We start from the raw sequence: 22650 nt of genomic DNA, 5'->3' as shown, positions 1-22650 counted from the left end.
CGATCGTCTCCATCGCGGCCTCACGGTCGCGGCGAGGCGCCTCACGTCCATACCCGTCGGGATACCAGTCCAGTGTTCAAGTCAGACTTCTTGCGCGTTTTCGAAGAACGCGGCTTCATCCATCAATGCTCCGACCCCGCCGGGCTCGACGCGCTCGCCATCGAGGGGCCGGTCTCCGGCTATATCGGCTTCGACTGCACCGCCTCCAGCCTCCATGTCGGCAGCCTGCTGCAGATCATGAAGCTGCGCTGGATGCAGAAGACCGGGCACAAGCCGATCGCCCTGATGGGCAGCGGCACCACCCGAGTCGGCGATCCGACCGGCAAGGACGAGAGCCGCAAGGTGCTGACCGACACCGAGATCGCGGCCAACAAGAACGGTATCCGCACGGTCTTCGACCGCTTTCTCGATTTCGGCGACGGACCGGGCGATGCCCTGATGGTCGATAACGCCGACTGGCTGCTCGGCCTCAACTACATCGATTTCCTGCGCGACGTCGGCCGCCACGTCTCGGTCAACCAGATGATCCAGCGCGACTCGGTCAAGCTGCGGCTTGAGCGTGAGCAGCATCTTTCCTTCCTCGAATTCAACTACATGATCCTCCAGGGCTACGACTTCGTCGAACTGGCGCGCCGGGTCGGCTGCCGGCTCCAGCTCGGCGGGTCCGACCAGTGGGGCAACATCGTCGCCGGCATCGACCTCGGCCGCCGCATGGAGAATGTCGAGCTCTTCGCCCTCACCTCGCCGCTGATCACCACCTCCTCCGGCGCCAAGATGGGCAAGACCGCGTCGGGCGCCGTCTGGCTCAATGCCGACCTGGTCTCGCCCTATGAGTACTGGCAGTTCTGGCGCAACACCGAGGACGCCGATGTCGGCCGCTTCCTCAAGCTGTTCACCGAATTGCCGCTCGACGAGATCGCCCGGCTCGAGGCGCTTGGCGGCGCCGAGATCAACGAGGCCAAGAAGGTCCTCGCCACCGAGGCGACGGCGCTGCTGCACGGCCCCGAGGCGGCGGCCGAGGCTTCCGACGCGGCGCGCCGCACGTTCGAGGAAGGTGCGGTCGCCGCGGCCCTGCCGACCATCACCGTGGCCGCGGCCGATCTCGACGCCGGGATCGCCGTCCTCGGCTTGTTCGTCGAGGCCGGCCTTGCGTCGTCGAATGGCGAGGCCCGCCGCGCCATTCGCGGCGGCGGCCTCCGCATCAACGATGCCCCGGTCACGGACGAGAAGGCGGTCGTCACCGCCGACGCCCTCGTCGACGGAACGGTCAAGCTCTCCCATGGCCGCAAGAAGCACGTGCTGGTCCGGCCCGAATAGGCAAGGACCGGCGCGACCGGCTTACCGGAACTCGAAGATCTTCCGGAAGATGCCCGGCGCCACCGCCGACAGCGGGTTGAAGTAGACCCGCGGGCCGTCGAGCGAGCCCTCGACCCGAAAGGTGACGCCGATCAGCCCGCCGCGATCGCCGCCGCCAAGCACCAGGCCGATCAGCGGCACCCGACCGAAGGCGTTGTTGAGCGCGTAAGCCGGGAGATACGTGCCGTTGATCTTCACCTGCGAGCGCGCCATGTCGATCAGCCCGCTGAAGGTCGCGCCCAGCGTCTGGCCGCGCAGCAGGGCCTCGTCGATGGTCAGGATATCGCCGGCCAGCTGGAACCGCGCCACCATCTGCTCGATACGCAGCCGGCTTGGATCGATGGGCTGCCGGGCCGGCGCGGTCGAGATCGCCTGCTTGACCGCCGGCTCGTTGAGGATGTCGAAGTTGGCGATCGATGCCTCGCCGGCAAGTGGCGCGGACCGCCCGTTGCTCTGCGCCGCGATCGTCAGCAGGCCCCCGTCGATCCGCGTGTAGACATCGAGGAAGCGCAGGAGGTCGCCGGCGCCCGCGCTGGCGCGCAGCGATGCGCCTCGACCGCTGTCGGTGTAGTCCACGGTGACCGGTGCGCCGTCCAGCGATCCCGACACGGCGATCCTGACCGGCAGGCCGCGCGTCGCGATGAAGGTCACCTTGCCGCCCCGCAGTGTCTCGCCGTTGAAGCCGACGATCCGGGCGATATCCGCCTCGATCGCGATGTCGGGCGGATCGCCACCGCCGCCGCTTCCGGTTCCTGTCGCCTCGGAAATGACGCCGCGCACGTCGAAGGAGGCGCCGGAGGCCTTGATCGCGTAGCCGGTCGGTGTCGCTGCGAGCGTGAAGGCGACAGAGTCGTCGGGCCGCAGGGCAAACCGGTCGATGTCGGCGGACACCAGGTTGCCCTGCGCGTCGATGCGCGCCGAGCCGGCGAACCCGAACCCCTCCCCTTCGAGGACGATATTCTCGACCGCCTGGCCGTCCTCAGCCGGGACAAGGTCGAAGGAGAGCGTTGCCGGCACGCCGATACCCTTGGTCCAGCCAAGGCCGGGGATGGTCAGCCGCGCCGGCGCCAGGTCGAGATCGTAGTGATCGCCGGCGCCGTCCGCGAGGCTGCTGATCTGGGTATTCACCGTGCCGCCGAGAATATCGTCGAGGGAGAGCCCCAACTTCTCCCGCGCCGCCTTGTCGAGGGAGAGCCGCGCCAGTTGCTGGCCGCGTCCGCTCGACTCGCCGCCGCTGCCGAGCGGCTGCGAAAAGCTGACATCGGCGCGCACGCCGTCGATCGTCGCCGTGCCGCTCGCCGCGAAATTGTCATCGGTGACGACCAGCGTCACATCGGCATCGGCAAAGGTCCGGCCTTCGATCGGCCGTTTGCTGGCCAGCCCCTCGCCGACAACCGTCACCTTCCATTCCATCGCGTCGCCGAGCTCTTCCTCCGGCAGGTCGAGCGGCAGGCGCAGTGAAATCGCGGCGGTCGCCTGTCCCGACAGATCGCCGGGGGACAGGTCGCGATGGGCGAGCACCTTCAACGGTTCCGCATCGGCGATTTCGCCAAGTCCGGACGCGGAGCCCGACAGCTCCAGTTCGACGACGCCGACCGGCGACGGGGCGAACACGTCATCGATCGCGAAGGCCCCGGCATCGATCGTCACCGTATCCCCCGAGGCAAGAGCGACCCGCGCCGCCGCGACGTCGAGGCCAAAGGTGCTGCCGGACAGCACCGCATGCCCGGAAGCACCGACGACCGGCGGCAGACCGCCCAGCGTCCGGAAGGACACGTCCTTGAGCGCGAGATCGAGTTTCAGTCCGTCGTCGGGCATCTGCGGATGAGTGGCGTCCAGCACGCCCGGCGGCACCGTCGCTTCGAACTGACCGGATTCGATGGCCCCGCCGGTGATGTTGGCCAGGACCCAGCGCCGCGCGCCAGGCGCCAGAAATGGCACCCACATCTGCTTCAGGGTCGCGACCGGCATTGGCGAAAGCGACGCGGCAAGCGCCAGCGACGTCCCCTCCTCCTCGAAACCCACCGTCCCCGCGAGCGTCATCGATCCGCTGGCCGACTGGACCGAAAGGTCCTCGATGTCGAGGAGCCGGCCCGGCAGGTCGAGAATGCCGGAGATGCCCAGCCGCTCGGCGACGATCGGCGGCGCATTGGCATCCTTGGCGGCAAGCACCGCGCCGCGCGACTGGATGTCGAAGGCGTAGCGACCGCCACCGGTCCCGCCCGCCGGCCGCACCCACCCCGTCGCAATCCCGCGCGTCTCGCCGAAGAAGACCGGCGACGGTTCGACCACGATGATCCGGTTGGCGACGTCCCAGTCGAGCTTCAGGGTCGCCTCGTCGAGGAGGACGCTTTCGTCCTCGCTGCCTGTCGAGAAGACGCCGGCCCCGACATCGAGCCTGAGGGTCGCCGAGGCAACCGCGCCGTCGCTGTCGAAGCCGACATTGGCGCGGCCGTAGAGGGGAATATCGGCGGAGGCCGAGCCTTCCGAGCCGCCGAATCCGGGAAAGAGATCGGCGAGCGTCAGTTGCGAGAAGACGCCGGACAGGGCGTGCGTGCCGTCGCGCTGATCCTCGGTTCGCTCAAGCGTTCCGCTCCATCGACCGGCATAGCCGGAGGTCGCGATGGTGGCGGTCAGGCCGCGGCTCTCCGCATTGATCACCAGGTCGAAATCGGTCTCGCCGAAACGCCGCTCCCGCTGGTTGACCGCGTCCCAGACGGTGATGGTTCCGTCGACCAGGGTGAGGTTCCGGAACCCGGCGCTGATCGCCAGATCGAGCGGCAGCGCCAGCCCCTGATCGACGATCTGGAGGATCGCTGTCAGTTCGGGGAACCCGCCATCCGGTCCCGATCGATCCGCGGTCGCCGGGATCGCCTTCGCCGCCAACGCCGTCGACGTGGTCGTCGCCTCGTCTCCTAGATAGACCTCGCCGGCCATCGAACGGACCAGCGACAGCGCCACATCGTGAAGTTCGACCGCGGTCACCGAGACCCGCACGCCGAATAGCGCGGTGGGATCGACGGCAATCCGGGTTCGCGGCACCGCGGCGACGACGACGCCAGCGCGATCGGCCACCGCCGTGTCCGCGATATCGAGGACGAGGCCGAGGGCGGGATCGACATCGACCACCGCCCGCGCCACCGTCACGCGATAGTCGTCGCCCAGTTGATCCTGCAGCGTCGCCTCGTAGCGATCCCGGACGAACCCGAGTTCGGTCGGGCCGGACATGACCACCGCCACCGCGGCGACGACCACGAAAACGGCGACACCGACCAGGGCGGCGAGGACCAGGAGGCCGATCCTTACGCCGTGCGACAGGCCACCGGCCGCCCCCGGCGGTGCGCCGGCAGGGACTTCGGAGGTTCGCGTGAAACGCATGGGCTGAACTGGAAAGCTCGTCGGCGGCGCGACCGCAAGGCCGCGATCAATGGGATGCTCCGCGCTTCCCGGCATCAGCGCAAGCGTTAGTTTGCCCGGGCCGCCCGGCCGTGGCGCCTGTTCGCCGGCCGGCACCCGTCTGCGATCAAGGCCTTGCGTCGGGCTCGAACGCGGGCCAATCCTCAAGCCACCCAATCGCGACGAAAGGAAGGCATCGATGACGATCAGCGAAGGCGACACCGCGCCAGATTTCGAAATGCCCGTCGCCGGCGGCGAAACCGTACGCCTGGCGGACCTCAAGGGCCGAAAGGTGGTGCTCTACTTCTATCCCAGGGACGACACGCCGGGCTGCACGACCGAGGCGATCGATTTCACCGGCGCCCTCGCCGACTTCGAGGCGGCCGGCGCGGTCGTCATCGGCGTTTCTCCGGACACCGTCGAATCGCACCAGAAGTTCAGCGCCAAGCACGACCTCGCGGTCATCCTCGCCGCCGATCCGGAGCGCAAGGTGATCGAGCGATACGGGGCTTGGGGCGAGAAGATGAACTACGGCCGCAAGACCATCGGCCTGATCCGGACCACCGTCCTGATCGGAGCCGACGGGCGGATCGCCAATATCTGGCCCCGCGTCAGGGTCAAGGGCCATGTCGACAAGGTGCTCGACGCGGTCAGGAATCTTTGAAAGGGAGCGGTTGCAACAACAGAATATTAACCCTAACCCGCTCTAACTACGCAGTCGTTTCAGCGATTTAATGGTGACTGCGTATGTCGACTGCAACTCCCCTCCGGTTTGTGAAGGCCGCCCCGCCACGGAAACAGCGCTTCCGCGTCCTGATTGGCCGCGGAAAGGATGTCCGGGAGTTTCATGTCAGGCCCTGGGCCGCGGTTTCCCTAGGGGTTTTCGGCATCCTCTTCGGCGTCTTCTACTTCGCCGCCACCGGCTACCTCGTCTTCCGCGACGACCTGCTCGCTGCCTCCTTCGCCCGCCAGGCCCGGATCCAGCAGGCGTATGAAGACCGAATCGCGTCGCTGCGGTCGGACATCGACCGCCTGACCAGCCGCCAGCTGCTCAACCAGGAGGCCTTCGAGGGCCGTCTCGCCGAGTTGCTGGGGCGCCAGGCCGCGCTGGACGCCCGCCAGGATATCATCGCCAGCCTCAGCCAGACGATTCGCGGCTCCGGCCTGGTCAAGGACACCGCGCCGCTGCCGCGGCCCCGGCCGACCAATCCGGCCGACCCCGATCCGATCACCACCGGCAGTGTCGTTCCGCGCGACACCACGCCGAAACTCGCCGTTGCCGAGTTGCGCCGGGACACCACGGCGTCGCCGATGCCGGCATCGAACGAGGTCAACCGGATCGTCGCCGCCGAGTCGTCGATCGACACTCTCGCCCGTGAACAGGTCGACTACGTCACGGACATCGCCGCGGAAGTCACCGAGCGCTCGGCAAGGATCGCTGCCGTGCTCGACAAGCTTGGCCAGATGCCGAAGATCGATACGGGCGGTGGGGACGCCGTTGGCGGTCCCTTCCTGGCGCTCGACGAGGACGCCGATCCCGAGGCGTTCCGCGCCAATGTCGAGGCGGTGGAAGGCCAGATCGAACAACTGGCGACGCTTCGTGCCGCCGCGACGCGCCTGCCGCTTGCCAAGCCGATCCCCAACGCCCCGATCACCAGCCGTTTCGGCAGGCGGGTCGACCCCTTCCTCCGTCGTCCGGCCATGCATGCCGGTATCGACTTCAAGGCATCCACCGGTTTTCCGATCCGCGCGACAGGCGGCGGCAAGGTCACGACCGCCCAGTACAGCGGCGGCTACGGCAACATGGTGGTCATCGACCACGGCGGCGGCGTGATGACCCGCTACGGCCACATGAGCAAGCTCTTGGTCAAGAAAGGCGCCTATGTCGAGCAAGGCACAATCATCGGCCAGATCGGCAGCACCGGGCGATCGACCGGTCCCCATCTCCACTACGAGATCCGCCTCAACGGCCGCGCTATCGATCCGATGGGCTACATCAAGGCAGGTGCTGAACTGACGCCTCTGCTCTGACGCCTGCCTATTCGAGATCCTCGACGGCGGCCTTCGGCTCGCCGCCGACCCGCTGGGCCAGCGACGCCTCCATGAAGGGGTCGAGCGCACCGTCGAGCACGTCCTTCGGACTCGTGCTTTCGACGCCGGTGCGCAGGTCCTTGACCAGCTGGTACGGCTGCAGGACGTAGGACCGGATCTGGTGGCCCCAGCCGATGTCGGTCTTCGACGCCGCCTCGGCGTTGGCCTCGGCCTCGCGACGCTCCAGTTCCGCCTCGTAGAGCCGCGCCCGCAGCATACCCCAGGCCGTCGCCCGGTTCTTGTGCTGCGACCGCTCATTCTGGCACTGGACGACGATGCCGCTCGGCTCGTGGGTCAACCGGACCGCGGAATCGGTCGTGTTGATGTGCTGGCCGCCGGCGCCGGAGGCGCGGTAGGTGTCGACCCGCACGTCGGATTCGTTGATGTCGATGTCGATCGAGTCGTCGACCACCGGATAGACCCAGGCGCTGGCGAAGGACGTGTGGCGGCGGGCGTTGCTGTCGAAGGGGGAGATCCGGACCAGGCGATGGACGCCGGATTCGGTCTTCAGCCAGCCATAGGCGTTCGGCCCCTTGAACATCAGGGTGACCGACTTGATGCCCGCCTCCTCACCGCCGTGATACTCGAGAATTTCGGTCTTGTAGCCCTTGCGCTCCGCCCAGCGGATGTACATGCGCATCAGCATCTCGGCCCAGTCCTGGCTCTCGGTGCCGCCGGCGCCGGCGTGGATCTCGATATAGGTGTCGTTGCCGTCGGCCTCCCCCGACAGCATGGTTTCGACCTCGCGACGCTCGACTTCGCTCTTCAGGGCGCGCAGCGCCGCCTCGGCCTCGACGGCGACAGTGAGGTCGTCCTCGGCCTCGGCCAGCTCGATCAGTTCGATCTGGTCGCTGAGGTCCTGCTCCAGCCGCTGGACCGCCTCGACCTGGTCGGCGAGCGTCTGGCGCTCCCGCATCACCTTCTGGGCGCGGTCGGGGGAATTCCAGAGTTCGGGGTCTTCAGCCGCCGCGTTCAGTTCGGCAAGGCGTACCTGGGCAGTATCCCAGTCAAAGATGCCTCCTCAGCAGGCTCATACCCTGCTGGATTTCGTCGACGACGTTCTCGATTTCCGTACGCATCAAGGTCTCCGGTACCAATGTCACGCCAGCATGTAGCCGCCTCGGCCTCCGGAAACAATATGCGAACGGTGAGGAGCCTATTGGCGGCGCACTGGCTTCATCGTCACCGGATCGAGGAGATCGGGCAGCCGCGGCCTGGCCCTGTCCATCCGGTCGAAGGTCCAGTATCCGGCCGCCGATCGCGTCTTGTCCGGCGTGGCGAAGAGCGTGTCGGGCGCGGCAACCGACGCGGCCTGGCCAGGAGTTGCGGCCATGAGGCTGAGCGGCAATGCCAGCGCGGCGACAACGGCTGAGAGCGGGCGAGAGAAGCGCATTCGTTGGTCCTTGGCGTGGGCGCACATCCCCGATACGGGCGAGAAAACGCCCGTGTGGAAGGCACGTCGGATTGTTGATATCGGGGCCGAGCCTATTCCGGGTCGACCGGCTTCAGCGTCTCGGGATCGAGGACCGGGCTCGGCATCGGCTTGGCCTTGCGCATCCGTTCGACCGTCCAGTAGTCCTTTGCCCGCTCCTTCGACTGCGGCGTGGCAACATTCGAGTCGACCTGGCTTTCCCGCTTGTCGTCGTCGGCGGTCACGGTTTCACCCGAAGCGCCGAGGCAGGCGAAAGACGCGCAGGCAGCAAGCAGCGGCACTGTAAGACGCATGGTCTGTTCCTCATCTCGCCCCTGCCCTTCGTGTCCGTCCCGGTTGGGTCACGGCGACGATGCCGCCGCGACCCGGTGTCTGTGGCCAGGTGCCTGGCGTTACTGGCAGCCGTTCTCGCCGTAGTCGAACAGGCTCTTAAAGTCCTCGTTCAGATACGGGCCGTAATCGATGCCCGGCTGACCGTCGACGCCGAAGGACTCGACACTGATGATGTAGTTGGCGTCGGTATTGTTGCCACCCGAGAATGCGCCGATCCAGGCGCCACCGCTCGAGCCGCCCTGGTCGGCGGGGTTGCCGTGCGTCAGCTGGACGACGCCTTCGACGAACTGGATCGGGCCCTTCTCGACCTGGATGACTTCGCCATTCTCGACGCCGCCGGGGTAACCGATCTTCACGACGTCGCTATACTGGCCGTCCCAGTTCCAATGGGTGCCGAAATAGCCGGTCTTCGAGGGCTTATCGACCTTGATGACGGCGAAGTCGTAGAGGTACTTCTCGAAGCCGTCCTGAACCCAGCCCTTGTTGGTCGCGGTGCAGACGTAGTCGTAGACCTGCGAATACTCGCCGTTCTTGTACTGAAGGGCGAAGATGACATCGTCGTACCACTCGCCGGTCTCCGAATCGCGCACGCAATGGGCGGCGGTCAGCAGCACGGTCGGCGAGATGAACTGCGCCGAGCAGACATAGCTCTCGCCCTTGTTGCGGAAGAACAGCTTGCCGGCCCAGTAGAGCGGCTTGTCGTAGACGTTGCCCGACGCGCGCTCGCGATCGGACACCAGGTCCTTGGCGGGGCTGGAGCCGGGCGTGCTGGGACGGGAGGCGCGCTGGCCGCTGCGGGCGGCGGCCTTGACCGCCTCCGGATCGACGTTCGGCAACACGACCTGTTTTGCCCGCTCCATCGCCGCCGGCGACCAGGTGCTGAGCCGGTCGCGATTGGGGGCGGCGCGGTTGCCGTCGTTATCGCTTGTCTGGGCAAAGCCGGGACCGCTTGCGAGCGCGATGGTCACGGCTGCTGGGATAAGCCAAAGTCGGTTCAAGAAACCCTCCATTGTCGTGTTGAGGTAACGAAAAAAAACCGTGCGCGCTCAGACGCTCCGGTAGCCTTTGCTCGAAAAGAACGCACAGTCCAACGCGGCGCGGGCCGCGTCAATACCAAGCGGGATCTCGTGAATCAGCGGGTTTTCGTCCGTCGGGCGGAACCGTGGGTTCCGGGACGACAATGGGCAGAGGGGCATGGACGGCGACCGTATGCTCAGCGAGACCCCTCTCGCTTTTGGTTTTGCAATTTGATGATGGCTGAATGAAGGTCGGCAAAGGGCCGACCTTCGTTCATTTTGCGTCAGTAGAGTCCGCCCGTGCCGGAAATCACGGCGCTATCGGAATCGGGCGAGACGGTGAGCGGATTGCCGAGCGTGTCGGTGTAGCCGATGATCGAATAGGTATCGGGCGGCCCGGTTCCCGGCTTGAAGGCTTCGAGCAGGACGCCTGCCCCGTTGCCGCTTGTATGCAGGCCGGTCTTGCGGTCGATCGGGATGAAATTCATGCCCGGCGGGACGCGGAACGGAATTGCCGGCTTGTCGGCAAGCGCCTCCTTCATGAAGTCGACGAAGATCGGCGCCGCCAGCTGGCCGCCGGTCGAACTGCGACCGAGATTGCGCGGCTGGTCGTAGCCGACGAAGACGCCGACCACCATGTCGGGCGAGAAGCCCATGAACCAGGCGTCGTGATAGTCGTTGGTGGTGCCGGTCTTGCCCGCCAGCGGCTTGTCGATCTCACGCGAAACGATGGTCGCGGTACCGCGCTGGACGACGCCCTCGAGCATCGAGGTCATCTGGTAGGCGGTCATCGGATCGAGCACCTGGTCGGCGTCGTCGATGATCTCCGGCTCGTCCTGCCCCTGCCATTCGGCGGCCTCGCAGGCCTCGCAGCCCCGGGTGTCATGGCGGAAGACCGTCTCGCCGAAGCGATTCTGGATGCGATCGATCAGCGTCGGGCTGATCGACCGGCCGCCGTTGTCGATGACCGAATAGGCGGCCGCCATGCGCAGCACCGTGGTCTCGCCGGCGCCAAGCGCCATCGGCAGGAATTGCGGCAGGTCGTCATAGACGCCGAAGCGGCGAGAATATTCGGCGACCAGCGGCATGCCCATGTCCTGGGCGAGACGCACGGTCATCACGTTGCGCGACCGCTCGATGCCGGTCCGCAGCGTCGACGGGCCGTAGAATTCGTTGCTGTAGTTGGACGGACGCCAGATCGGCTGGCCGGGACCGGGATCGATCTCGATCGGCGCATCCATGACCACCGACGACGGCGTGTAGCCGTTGTCGAGCGCCGCCGAATAGACGAACGGCTTGAAGGACGAACCGGGCTGGCGATAGGCCTGCGTGGCGCGGTTGAACTCGCTCTCGGCGAAGGAAAAGCCGCCGACCATCGCAAGGACACGGCCGGTATGCGGATCCATCGCGACGATTGCGCCCTCGATTTCCGGCACCTGCTCCAGCGCGTATTCGTTGGATTCGCTGCCCTCGACCTTCGAGACATAGACGACGTCGCCGACGCTTGGCCGCTTGCCGGCCCATTTCATCTGCGACGCAGGCACGACGGCCGTCTCGCGTGCTTCCTCGAGCCTGCCGTTCGGCAGGCGCGCGGGCTGCAGCCCGACGGTCAGGCCGTTGCCTGAGGATTCGAGCACGATCGACAGGCGCCATTCGACGACGTCGGAAAGCGCCTCGACCTCGCCGACCGTCGCACCCCAGTCGGCGCCGATCTCGTCAAAATGCTTGACCGGCTTGCGCCAGCCGCGGGCGCGATCAAATTTGATCAGCCCCTTCATCAGAGCCTGGCGGGCCAGCACCTGCAACTCGGGATCCAGCGTCGTCCGGACCGAAAGGCCGCCTTCGTAAAGCGCCTTGTCGCCGAACATGTCGCCGAGTTGCCGGCGGACCTCTTCGGTGAAGTAATCGGCGGCAAACAGATGCGGGGCGGTGACGCGACGGTTGACGCCGAGCGGCTCGGCCTTGGCCGCGTCGCCTTCCTGGACGGTGGCAAAACCGTTCTCCACGATCCGATCGATGACCCAGTTGCGACGTTCGATCGCCCGGTCGGGATGCCGGAAGGGATTGTAGTTGTTCGGCGCCTTCGGCAACGCCGCCAGGTAGGCGGCCTCGGCAAGCGTCAATTCGTGGACCGACTTGTCGAAATATTCGAGCGACGCGGCCGCGACCCCATAGGCGCCAAGCCCGAGGAAGATCTCGTTCAGATACAGTTCGAGAATCTTGTCCTTCTTGTAGGCCGCCTCGATCCGCAACGACAGGATCGCTTCCTTGATCTTGCGGTCGATGCTCTGCTCGTTGGTCAGCAGGAAGTTCTTCGCCACCTGCTGGGTGATCGTCGAGGCGCCGACTGGCCGACTGCCCGAGCCCATCGACTGCACGTTCTGCACCATGGCGCGGAAGATGGCGTAATAGTCGAGCCCGGAGTGGTGATAGAAATTCTTGTCTTCGGCCGAGATGAAGGCGGCCTTGATCCGGTCCGGAATGGCCTGGATCGGCAGATAGAGTCGCCGCTCCCGCGCATACTCGGCGATGAGTTGCCCGTCCGACGCGTGGATGCGCGTCATCACCGGCGGCTCGTATTTTGCCAGAACATCGTAGTCAGGCAGGTCCTGGGTGATACCAGAGACGTACCAGGCGATACCCGTCGCGACGACCAAAAATAACACCGCACCGATCCCGAATAGATAACCAAAGATTCGTAGTATCATATCGCGTGCGTTCCCCGGCCGCTTCCTCGCGGCTCAAACGCTTTCGCGGCCGCGGGGCGAACGTCGCCTCTGGCGGCAAATTCGACCCCCGCGTAGTTCGGCGAGCTTTGTGGAGAAACTAGGGCGCAAACAGGGCTGCCGGCGGCTCTCGCCGGCCCGTGACCATTGCGCAACACCAGCCTCATTGCCCCCCTCGCTGGGCGAGTTTCTTCTCGAAGAAATCGTCGATCGCGCGGACCACGGACGTCGCGGTCTTGTCGCGCCAGGCCTCCGACTTCAGCAACTTCTCGTCCTCGGCATTCGAAACGAATCCCAGCTCGATCATCGCCGAGGGCACGTCGGGGGCCTCGAGAACCTTGAAGCCGGCCTGCTGGTGGGGAACCTTGAACATCGGCGTGGCGGTCTTCAGTTCATTGACGAGGTTGCGGGCAAACACGGTGCCGAAATTCCGGGTCTCGCGACGGGTGAGGTCTAGCAGGATATCCATCACCTCGTTCGAGTCCTCTTCGGCGATATCGATACCGGACAGCACGTCCGCCTGGTTCTCCGACGCCGCAATCTCCGCCGCCATCTTGTCCGAAGCGCCGTCGGACACGGTGTAGACGATTGCGCCCCGGATCGACCGCCCGCGAAAGGAGTTGGCGTGGATCGAAACGAAGAGATCCGCGTCGTTCTCGCGGGCAATCGCGACTCGATCACCCAGTGCCACGAAACTGTCATCCGTTCTGGTAAACAAAACGTTATAGCGCCCGGTCGCCTTTAACTTTTCGCCAAGAACCTGGGCGAAGGCGAGCGTCAGGTCCTTCTCGACGCCGCCGCCCCGCCCCTTGGCGCCGGTATCGATTCCGCCGTGCCCGGGGTCCAGAATGACCGTCGGCCCCTGGTTTTCCCCCTTCCCCGCCGCGACCAGCGCGCGATCGCGCTTCGCCGCGCCCTCGACACTCAGGGAATCGCGATAGGCGCGGTTGGCTTCTAGGAACGACTCGCGACTGGTCGGCACGACATCGATGACCAGGCGCGCGGGCTGGTCCTCCGCCGGCGCGACGACGAAGGACTTGTCGACCTTCACCGGGCCGGTGACGTCGAGGACGATGCGCGACTTGCCCGGCGAGATCAGGCCGTAACGGAAGGCGGAAAACAGGCCGCGTCCATCCTGTCCGGCGGTCTCGGGCAGGCGGAAACCGACCTCCGACATGTCGACGACGATCCGGTAGGGGTCGGCCAGGGTGAAGACCGCCGCGTCCGCCACGTCGGTCAGGTCGGCGACGAAGCGGGTGCGATTCGAGTCGCCGACAACCCGCGCGTCAAAGACGATCGGCGTTGTGCCGGCCGTATCGGCTGGCGAATCCTGGGCGACCGCATGCCCGCCGAGAACGAAAAAGACGGCGGCAACGGCAATGGCCGCCGACGGAAGGCGGCCGGCGAATCCGTCTGTCATGGCTCTAAATCTGCGCAAAAAGCCCGTTCCTCATGCGCGCATCGCCCCGACGCACGTCTTAAATGATGCGAGCCGGCAGGTTAACCGCCTATCCGAGATTTTATTGTGGTCGTTGCGCAAAAAGATGTCCTCCTTGCAATGTAGGCGCGGCGCACATACAACATTTGTACGGAATTCATCCTCCGTCCGTAGGTGCTCCCCGTAGCGGCGGCAGCGGTCCAAGCGGCGGCGACTTTCAAAAACGAGTGTTTCGCCGTTGGTGAGACCGGCATCCGGTTGGCACCGGAGGAGGATGTATCGGACAATCGTCCGGATGCAGCAGCTGTCATCTGCCTGTCGCGCATCAGGACGGAATCCGGCGATTCTGACGGCGTAGTCGCCCTCCCGGCGGCCGCCTTAAAACCCGGACGCGGCGTCCGGACAAACGAAATGTATGAGGCACCGGCGTACTGACATGACCCGAAATCCGATCACATCACCGCTGACGCCAGGCCCGGCAATGACCGTGGCTTCCGGACGGCGGATGGATTCGGGGTCAGGCGCCTTCTTTCACCGACAAAACGGCCGCCAGACAGGCGCCGCGGCGTGCTCCCAAGACGCACACCGCCTGGCGCCGGCCCGCGGCCATGGAGATTTCAGGCAATGGCCAACAAAATGCTTGTCGATGCCGCCCACCCCGAAGAGACCCGGGTCGTGGTGCTTCGCGGCAACCGAGTCCACGAGTTCGACTTCGAATCCGCGACCCGAAAGCAGCTCCGCGGCAATATCTATCTAGCCAAGGTTACGCGGGTCGAACCGTCGCTTCAGGCGGCCTTCGTCGATTACGGCGGCAATCGCCACGGCTTCCTCGCCTTCTCGGAAATCCACCCCGACTACTACCAGATCCCGGTCGCCGACCGTCAGGCGCTGATCGAGGCCGAAAGGCGCGATCACGACGATGGCGATTCCGGCAATGGAGACGCTGAAGCGGAAAGCGTGGCCGCGGCGGCGGCTGAGCCCGATACCGTTTCCGAAGCCGCCGGCGAGACGCCGTCCGACACCGGCGGCGAGGCCGCGGACGAGACGGTCGCCGCGGCGGATGACGGCGACGACGATGGCGACGACATCCACAGCGACGAGGAAGTCGATTCCGTCGGCGCCGAGGACGCGCTGGAAGAGGTTCCGGTTCGTCGCCGCGGTCGCGCCCGGCAGTACAAGATCCAGGAAGTGATCAAGCGCCGCCAGGTGCTGCTCGTCCAGGTCGTCAAGGAAGAGCGCGGCAACAAGGGCGCGGCGCTGACCACCTATCTCTCGCTTGCCGGCCGCTATTCGGTGCTGATGCCGAACACGGCGCGCGGCGGCGGCATTTCCCGCAAGATCACCAGCCCGGCCGACCGCAAGCGGCTCAAGGACGTCGTCGCCGATCTCGACGTCGCCGAGGGCATGGGCGTCATCCTGCGCACCGCCGGCGCCAGCCGCACCAAGGCCGAGGTCAAGCGCGACTTCGAATACCTGCTCCGCCTCTGGGAGAATGTCCGCGAGCTGACGCTCCACTCGACCGCGCCCACCCTCGTCTACGAGGAAGGCAGCCTGATCAAGCGCTCGATCCGCGATCTCTACAACAAGGAGATCGACGAGATTCAGGTCGCCGGCGAGGAAGCCTATCGCGAGGCGAAAGAGTTTATGCGCATGCTCATGCCGAGCCATGCGAAGAACGTGAAGGCCTATCGCGACAGCCAGCCCCTCTTCGCCCGGTCAGGCATCGAGGCCCAGCTCGACGCGATGTTCTCGCCCCAGGTCACCCTCAAGTCGGGTGGCTATCTGGTGATCAACCAGACCGAGGCGCTGGTGTCGATCGACGTCAACTCGGGCCGGTCGACCCGCGAGCACAACATCGAGGACACCGCCCTCCAGACCAACCTCGAGGCGGCCGAGGAAGTGGCGCGGCAGCTTCGCCTCCGCGATCTCGCCGGCCTCGTCGTCATCGACTTCATCGACATGGAGGAGAAGCGCAACAACCGGGCCGTCGAGCGGCGGATGAAGGAGTCGCTGAAGAGCGACCGTGCCCGCATCCAGGTCGGCCGCATCTCGCATTTCGGCCTGCTGGAGATGTCGCGCCAGCGCATCCGCACCGGCGTCCTCGAATCGACGACCAGCGTCTGCCCGACCTGCCAGGGCAGCGGCCATGTCCGCGCCCCGGCCTCCGTCGCGCTGCACGTGCTGCGTTCGATCGAGGACCAGCTCCTCAAGAGCGCCACCCACAACCTGACGATCCGCACCCGCACGCCGGTCGCGCTCTACATCCTCAACCAGAAACGCGCCCACCTGTCGGAGCTCGAGCAGCGCTTCGGCCTGACCATCACGGTCAGCGCCGACGAGGCCCTGGTCAACAGCGCGCATTTCGCGGTCGAGCGCGGCGAACTCGCCGAGCGCCCCGAAACACTCGTCACCTCGGTCCAGCCGGACTCGGTCCAGCCGGACGAGGAAGAGGATGACATCGACGCGATTGCCGAGGACGAGGCTGTCGAGGCCGCCGCTGAGGCGGAAGCCGAGGTCGAGGCCGATGCCGGGACGGACCGCGAGCAGGACGGCGAGCGCCGTCCGCGCCGTCGCCGTCGCCGTCGTCGCGGTGGCGGGTCCGACTCGGCCGCTGAGGCGAAGCCCGAGTCGGGTGAAGGCAGCGCCGACCCCGAAACCGCTTCCGAGGCGGAGCCTGAGCAGGCAAGCGGTGGCGAAAGCGCCGCCGAGGGCGAGGCAGACGGCGACGGGACCCAGCCGCGCAAGCGTCGTCGCGGTCGTCGCGGCGGTCGCCGCGGCCAGCGCGGACGCGGCGCCAATGGCGAGCGGAGCGCTAACGGCGAGGACGACGCGAATCAGGCGATCGAAGCCGGGACAGGCTCCCTCGCCGAGGAAGTCGACACCACGCCGGTCGCCGACGAGCCGAGCCATGCGATCAACGGCGATGCCAGCCCGACGCATGTGGCCGAGGTCGTCGAATCCGAGTCCGCACCCATCGCGGCCGAGCCGGTTGCCGTTGCGGCCGAGCAGCACGACGCGATCGCCACACCGGAGCCCGAGCAGGCCGCCATCCCCGACAGCGAATGGGAGCCGGAAGCGCCGGTCGTGCAGGCCGAGGAGCCCGTGGTCGCTTCGGTGGCGCCCGAACCCGCCTCCCCGCCGCCATCCACGCCGGAGGCTGACGACGCCGACGAGGATCCGGACAAGCCGAAGCGCAGCGGCTGGTGGCAGCGGCGCAGCTTCTTCTGAGCCCGAGGCAGCAGGCCTGAAATCCGGGCGGCGTCCATCGGGCGCCGCCCTTTTTCATGATCGCTGCCGAGGCCGCCGACTGCGTCGACGAAAGCATGGACACCGCGAGGCCGGCGCGGTAAACCGGCCAACATGAAAAGCTTCCTTCTGCACTTCTTTACCTGGTGGAACGGCGAGACCATCGGCACGCGTTTCTGGACGTGGCGGAAGGGCGAACTGGTCGGCGAGGACGAACAGGGCAACCAGTATTACCGCGAGCGGAAGGGAACCCGCCGCTGGGTCATCTATAACGGCCTGGCCGAAGCCTCGCGCATCCCGCCGGGCTGGCATTCGTGGATTCATTTCCGGGTGGACGAACCGCCGGCGCCCTACACGCCGCGCGAATGGGAAAAGCCGCACCAGCCGAACATGACCGGCACCGCACTCGCCTATCGCCCGCCAGGCTCGATCCTCAACCGCGATCCGCGGACCCCGGCGCGTCCGGACTATGAGCCCTGGTCGCCCGAAGGCTAGCCTTCCCCGTTTCTCATCCCTGACGGTGCAGTAAGCCGCGGTTCACGCGACCGTCTGGAGCGCCGTCGACGTTGCACGTCGGCTCGCACGCTCCTCGCCCGCAACCGCCCCACGCTGTCCTGTCGCTTCAAGACCGGCTGTTGGGCCTTGCAAATGATGGGGCACGGCGATAGCGGGCCGGGCGGTCGGATCGCGCATGGTGCGTCCCACCGCCCTGCCCGGCTCGATCGTCAGGCCGTGGCCCGTGCACCATTGCCGGCGCGGGCGCCGTTGCGTTTCGCCGCGGGCTTGCGGGCGCCCTTGACCTTGCCGTGGTGGATCTCGGTCCCGAGCACGCCGAGGCATTCGCGGATAAAGGCCGCGAGGCCCGGCCAGCCCTTCGCCGAAACCAGCTTGCCGTCGACATGGGCGGCCTTCGGGCCGGTCGGCGGCACGTCGATGTAGATGCCGCCGACGGCGGTGACTTCCGGCTCGCAGAATTCGAGGCCGGCCACTTCCTTGCCGCGGATCGTCTCCGGCACCGCGACCAACACCTGGACGCCGTGGCAAATGGTGAAGATCGGCTTGTCCGCCTCGTGGAAATGGCGAACGATCTTCTGCACGCCCTTGTCGATGCGGATGTATTCCGGCCCACGGCCGCCGGCGATGTAGACCGCGTCATACTTGTCGGGCTTCACTGCGGAGAAGCTCTTCGACAGCGTGTAGTTGTGACCGGGCTTCTCGGTATAGGTCTTGTCGCCCTCGAAGTCGTGCAGCGAGGTCTTGAGGATTTCGCCCGCCTTGCGGTCCGGGCAGACCACGTCGACCGTGTGGCCGACCGCCATCATCGCCTGTTCGAAGACGAAGATTTCGTATTCCTCGCTGAAGTCGCCAGCGAGCATCAATATCTTCTTTCCGGCCATTCGAATTACTCCTCCCCAGTTGCTGAAAATGCGCAGCGCCACCGCGCCGCAGCATTCCTAGCCGTTCCGGCGTGGTCAAGGCCAGACAAAAGTCGAGCCCCGGCCACGGGTCTCCGCGTCCGGGGCTCATGCTCGCTGCGGAGCGGATCGCGCCCCGGTTGTTCATGCCGGGGCGCTTTGCCGATCAGATGACGAGGAAGTCGTCGTGACTCAAGTCGAGATTCTTGTCGAGCTTGGCGATAGCGACGTCGCCGCCCTTCTTGTTCCCGTTCTTGTCGTAGTAGAGCACCCCCGACTTGCGGTGATAGTAGAGGTCGTGGTCGTCGGCCTTGGCCTTCTTGCCGCCGGCCTTGAAGTCCGACTTGTGAAGGTCGCCGACATCCAGCTTCTTGAACACCGCCCCGTCCAGATGGACCTGGTCGTCCCCGGTCGAGAAGTCGAGGATCTTGTCCATCGCCTTCTTGTTCGACTTGAGCTTGCTGTCGAAGACGAAGGCATCGTCGCCGGAGCCGCCCTTCAGCTTGTCGCGCCCGTTGCCGCCCGACAGGGTGTCGTCGCCGGCCTGGCCCTTGAGGGTGTCCTTGCCGGCGCCGCCGATGAGTTCGTCATCGCCGCCTCCGGCCTTGATCTTGTCCTTGCCGCCAGCGCCGTCCAGCATGTTCGCCACGCTGTTGCCGATCAGCAGGTCCTTGCCGCTGCCGGCGACGGCGTTCTCGATGTTCAGCAACGCATCGGTGCCGATGTCCTCGCCGCTCGCCAGTCCGACGGACGTCGTGGCAGACTTGCCGGCGTTGACCAACAGCGCCCCGACCGTATCGGGACCTGAACCCGCCCCGTCCGCGCCGCTGACCGCCGTGTCCGAGCGATTCATCCCGCGGAGATCGACGGTGATGCTGCTTGTCGCCGAGGAGTAGACGGCGGTGTCGTTGAGCAATCCGCCATCGTAGACATCGTCGCCATTGCCGGAGCCGCCGATGATCGTGTCGTTGCCGTCACCGGTTTCGACCACGTCGTTGCCGTCGCCGGTCTTGACGGTGTCGTCGCCATCGCCGGTCTTGACGTTATCGTCGCCCGTTCCGGTTTCGATCTCTACCGGCGTATCCTCCTCGGTCAGGTCAATGACCAGGTTCTGGGTCGAGGTGCCCTGGTTCACATTGGTCTTTGCCGGTGGCACCGCGTAGAGCAGGACATCGCCGGGGTTGGTGGCGAAGCCAGCCGCCGTGGTGGCATCGGCGAAGCCGGTGCCGCCGACCAGCAGGAACCGGCCACCCGAATGGGAAACGATCTCGACACCGTTGAGCGTGTCGTTGCCGCCGATCCCGGCGTTGGACACGACCCAGTTTCCGCCGACGAAGGTGACGTCGGCTTTGGCCAGCGTGACCCCGTAGCGGGCGGTGTCCGTACCGGCGCCGCCGTTGAGCGCATCGGCTCCGGCCCCGCCGTCCAGCGCGTCGTTGCCCGCGCCACCGTTCAGCGTGTCCGCGTCGTCCCCGCCATAAAGCGTGTCGTTGCCGACACCGCCAAACAGCGTGTCCGTCCCGGCCTGACCGAACATCGTGTCGTTGCCGCCATCGCCGTTCAGGATGTCGTTCCCACCGCCACCGCGCATGGTGTCGTTGTCGGCGCCGCCGCTGAGGGTATCGCCCGCCGACCCGCCGATGATCGTATCGTTGCCGGCACCGCCGTTGATGTGGAACACGCCCGTGGCAGCGGCGTGGGCGATGATGCTGTTGGCGGCCGCGTCGCCGGTTACCGTCATGATCGACTGGGTGACGTTGTCGATATCGCCGTGCAGCGCGTTCTGCACCGCGTCGGTGATCGTCACATTGGTCACCGTCACTTGCGGACCGGCATTGGACTTGCCGGGTTCGCCGGCGCGGATACCGGTCGAGGTGCCGTCGATGGTGCCGTTGCGAACGATCACCGAGCCGAGGAAGGAGGCCGCTTCGTCGCTGTATCCTCCGTCGTCCCGGGCCTTGATGACGATCGCGCCGCCTGCCAGGTGCGCCGCCGCCGCGCCATCCTTGTCGGATGAGCCGACATCGGTGAACGTGAAGTTCTCGATGACGATGTTGCTATAGGGCGCGTCGTCATCGGTCGTGTCGGACGATGCTTCCTTGTCCCATTTCAGGTTCAGGTCGATGCCGTTGCCCCAGAACCCGGTGAAGGCGCCGCCCAGGTCGACGCCACGGCCGAACTCGCCGACGTTGTTCATCGAGATGTTGGTGATCAAGGCATCCGACAGCGTTTCGGCGTAGATGCCCTTGAAGGTGAGGTCGCTGAACGACGTCCCGTCGATCAACACGTCCGTGATGTCGCGGTGGTTATCGTTCTCCTTCGACAGGTACATGCCGATGAAGCTGTCGCGAATCTCGCCACCCGTCATCTCGAAGCCGTTGACCTCGGCAGCGTTACCCTTGCGGACGCCGACATTGGTGTCCTCGATGACAACGCCGTCCAGAACGACATTGTCGACTGTGCCGAGATTGATACCCGTGGCGAAGCTGTCGATCTTCAGGTTCTGAAGCGTGACATTGTCTGCGGCCACACTGACGCCGATTCCGGACCCGAGATTCCCGAGTTCCGCGACTTTCATGAAGTCAGCGACGGACCCGCCGATGCCGTTGTCCGTCTTCAAGGTGCCCTGGATGACCGTCGCCTCTCCCGCACCGATGATCGTCAATTCCTTGTCGATCACCAGATTCTCGGCAAAGGTTCCGGCGCCGATGTGAATGGTGTCGCCGGCCGCGGCCGCGTCGATCGCCTCCTGGATCGACATGCCGTCGCGGACGATGAAGGTCGAGGAGCCGGTGTTGGCCACCTTGATCAGTTCGACCTCGGTCAGCGTCACGGTGCGGCCACCGACCACGATCGTGTCGCCGTCGATGCCGTTGGTGGCATCGAAGCCGGAGAAGTCGAAGTCGCCGATGTTGATCGGCGCCCCGCCATTGTCGTGGATCACCGCGACGTCCATGTCGTCACCGCCATGGGCGAGGTCGCTGCCCTGGGTGGCGATCAGCGTGTCGTTGCCGGCGCCGCCGTAGAGTTCGTCATCGCCGAGACCGCCGTCGATGAGGTCGTCGGCCGAGCCGCCGCCGAGGGTATCGTTGCCGCCGGCGCCGTCGATGTCGAAGGCCCCGTCGGAGTCGCCGCTCGCCATGTAGGAGTCGGCCTGCGCGGTACCGACGACCGCGACGGTCGACAGGGTTTCATTGGCAATGTCGCCGTGGTCGGCGCTGTGCTCGACGTCCGGCCCGATCGCGACGTTGGTCACGGTTACCGCGGGCCCGGCATTGTCCTTGGCGGGTTCGCCGACATGGACACCGGTCGAAAGATGACCACCGATCGTGCCGTCGTGGATCGTCACGTTGGTGAGCGTCGCGGGATTGCCGGCATAGCCGCCGTCATCGCGCGCCTCGATCACGATGGCGCCACCGTTGCCGTGCGAAGCAGCGTCCAAACCGTCGCGGTCCGAGGCGCCGACATCGGTCATCGTGAAGTTGTCGATCTCGATATTGCTGTAGTCGCCGTACTTGACGTTGAGGTTGATGCCGTTGCCCCCGGCCCCGAGCGAGCCGTTCCACGTCGTGCCGCCATACTGGCCGACATCGGTCATGGTGACGTTGGTGATCTGGGCGTTGGACAGCGTCTCGACGTAGATGCCCTTGCGCATCAGGTTCGAGAACTCGGTGCCGTCGATCAGGACGCCGTCCGCCGTCCCGCCGCCGATCGCCATGTCGAAGTTGATGCCGAGGAAGCCGTCGGAGACCGAACCGCCGGTCATCGTGAGATCGGTGATGGCAGAGGTGCCCTGCTTGTAGATTCCGACGACATTCGACTCAAGATCGACATTCGTCAGCGTGGTGCCGTCGCTTCCATTCCCGAGTTCGATGCCCCAGAGCGCGTCCGTGACCTTGATGTTCTGGATCGTGACATCGTCGGCATTCACGGTGATCGCGACATTGCCCCCGGCATGCGCCGGCGCCGCCTTGAGCCAGTCGGTCAGGGTGCCGCTGGTGAAGGTGGGATTGCTCTCGCTGAAGATGCCGTTGATCTCGACGACCTCGTTGCCGATCGCGGCGATCGTCAGGCCATCCTTGTTGACGTTGATGCTCTCGTTGTAGACCCCCGCCCCGATGAGGATGGTGTCGCCGGCCGAGGCCGCGTCGATGGCATCCTGGATCGACATGCCGTCGCGGACGATGAAGGTCGAGGAGCC

Annotated in this window: 14 protein-coding genes; 5 read left to right on the top strand and 9 right to left on the bottom strand. The window is 66.0% G+C overall.

The features are described from left to right. The first annotated feature begins 72 nt into the window (after positions 1–72). Positions 73–1317, top strand: coding sequence for a tyrosine--tRNA ligase (tyrS, locus tag BLT60_RS04050; protein ID WP_090874969.1), 1245 nt, complete (start codon positions 73–75; stop codon positions 1315–1317). Positions 1318–1338: 21 nt separating this feature from the next. Here the strand turns inward: tyrS and BLT60_RS04045 are convergent, their stop codons facing one another. Next, entirely contained in the window at positions 1339–4734 is a 3396-nt protein-coding gene (locus BLT60_RS04045) for a YhdP family protein (protein WP_139167752.1), read from the bottom strand. Between the two features lie 217 nt (positions 4735–4951). Here BLT60_RS04045 and BLT60_RS04040 point away from each other — a divergent pair, with 217 nt between their 5' ends. Then, positions 4952–5416 (top strand): peroxiredoxin, encoded by a 465-nt coding sequence (locus BLT60_RS04040; RefSeq protein ID WP_090874967.1) that lies wholly within the window; start codon positions 4952–4954, stop codon positions 5414–5416. An 83-nt stretch (positions 5417–5499) separates the two neighbouring features. Next, entirely contained in the window at positions 5500–6783 is a 1284-nt protein-coding gene (locus BLT60_RS04035; RefSeq protein WP_090874966.1) for a M23 family metallopeptidase, read from the top strand. 7 nt (positions 6784–6790) lie between these two features. Here the strand turns inward: BLT60_RS04035 and prfB are convergent. The 6 genes from prfB to BLT60_RS04005 form a co-directional block, all read right to left on the bottom strand. Continuing rightward, a protein-coding gene (gene prfB / locus BLT60_RS04030; protein ID WP_139167751.1) for a peptide chain release factor 2 occupies positions 6791–7922 on the bottom strand; the annotation gives its coding sequence in 2 pieces (ribosomal slippage) (positions 6791–7852 and positions 7854–7922; 1131 coding nt in all). 77 nt (positions 7923–7999) lie between these two features. Then, positions 8000–8236, bottom strand: coding sequence for a hypothetical protein (locus tag BLT60_RS04020; RefSeq protein WP_090874964.1), 237 nt, complete (start codon positions 8234–8236; stop codon positions 8000–8002). A 92-nt stretch (positions 8237–8328) separates the two neighbouring features. Continuing rightward, a complete protein-coding gene (locus BLT60_RS23960) occupies positions 8329–8568 on the bottom strand; it encodes a hypothetical protein (protein ID WP_139167750.1) in 240 nt (79 codons plus the stop codon). A gap of 99 nt (positions 8569–8667) precedes the next feature. Then, positions 8668–9576 carry a trypsin-like serine peptidase gene (locus tag BLT60_RS04015; protein WP_175478288.1) on the bottom strand — a complete coding sequence of 303 codons (909 nt, stop codon included), beginning with the start codon at positions 9574–9576 and terminating at the stop codon, positions 8668–8670. Positions 9577–9908: 332 nt separating this feature from the next. Beyond that, positions 9909–12329: a penicillin-binding protein 1A gene (locus tag BLT60_RS04010; RefSeq protein ID WP_175478326.1), complete on the bottom strand. Its 2421-nt coding sequence runs from the start codon at positions 12327–12329 to the stop codon at positions 9909–9911. A 184-nt stretch (positions 12330–12513) separates the two neighbouring features. Further along, positions 12514–13770 carry an N-acetylmuramoyl-L-alanine amidase gene (locus tag BLT60_RS04005; protein WP_090874961.1) on the bottom strand — a complete coding sequence of 419 codons (1257 nt, stop codon included), beginning with the start codon at positions 13768–13770 and terminating at the stop codon, positions 12514–12516. 642 nt (positions 13771–14412) lie between these two features. Between BLT60_RS04005 and BLT60_RS04000 the strand changes: the two genes are divergently transcribed. Then, complete coding sequence (locus BLT60_RS04000; protein ID WP_090874960.1) at positions 14413–17016, top strand: ribonuclease E/G; 2604 nt, start codon at positions 14413–14415, stop codon at positions 17014–17016. 132 nt (positions 17017–17148) lie between these two features. Beyond that, on the top strand, positions 17149–17529 hold the full coding sequence (locus tag BLT60_RS03995) for an NADH:ubiquinone oxidoreductase subunit NDUFA12 (RefSeq protein ID WP_090874959.1): 381 nt from the start codon (positions 17149–17151) through the stop codon (positions 17527–17529). 230 nt (positions 17530–17759) lie between these two features. Here the strand turns inward: BLT60_RS03995 and BLT60_RS03990 are convergent, their stop codons facing one another. Both BLT60_RS03990 and BLT60_RS03985 read right to left on the bottom strand, forming a co-directional pair. Continuing rightward, positions 17760–18431: a DJ-1/PfpI family protein gene (locus tag BLT60_RS03990; protein WP_090874958.1), complete on the bottom strand. Its 672-nt coding sequence runs from the start codon at positions 18429–18431 to the stop codon at positions 17760–17762. A 184-nt stretch (positions 18432–18615) separates the two neighbouring features. Then, positions 18616–22650: beta strand repeat-containing protein (locus tag BLT60_RS03985; protein WP_175478287.1), on the bottom strand; the 4035-nt coding region annotated here is incomplete at its 5' end.

The organism is Bauldia litoralis, from assembly GCF_900104485.1.
Classification (GTDB): Bacteria; Pseudomonadota; Alphaproteobacteria; order Rhizobiales; family Kaistiaceae; genus Bauldia; species Bauldia litoralis.
The sequence above is the reverse complement of the archived record's forward strand: the minus strand, read 5'-3'. Positions and strand labels throughout refer to the sequence as shown.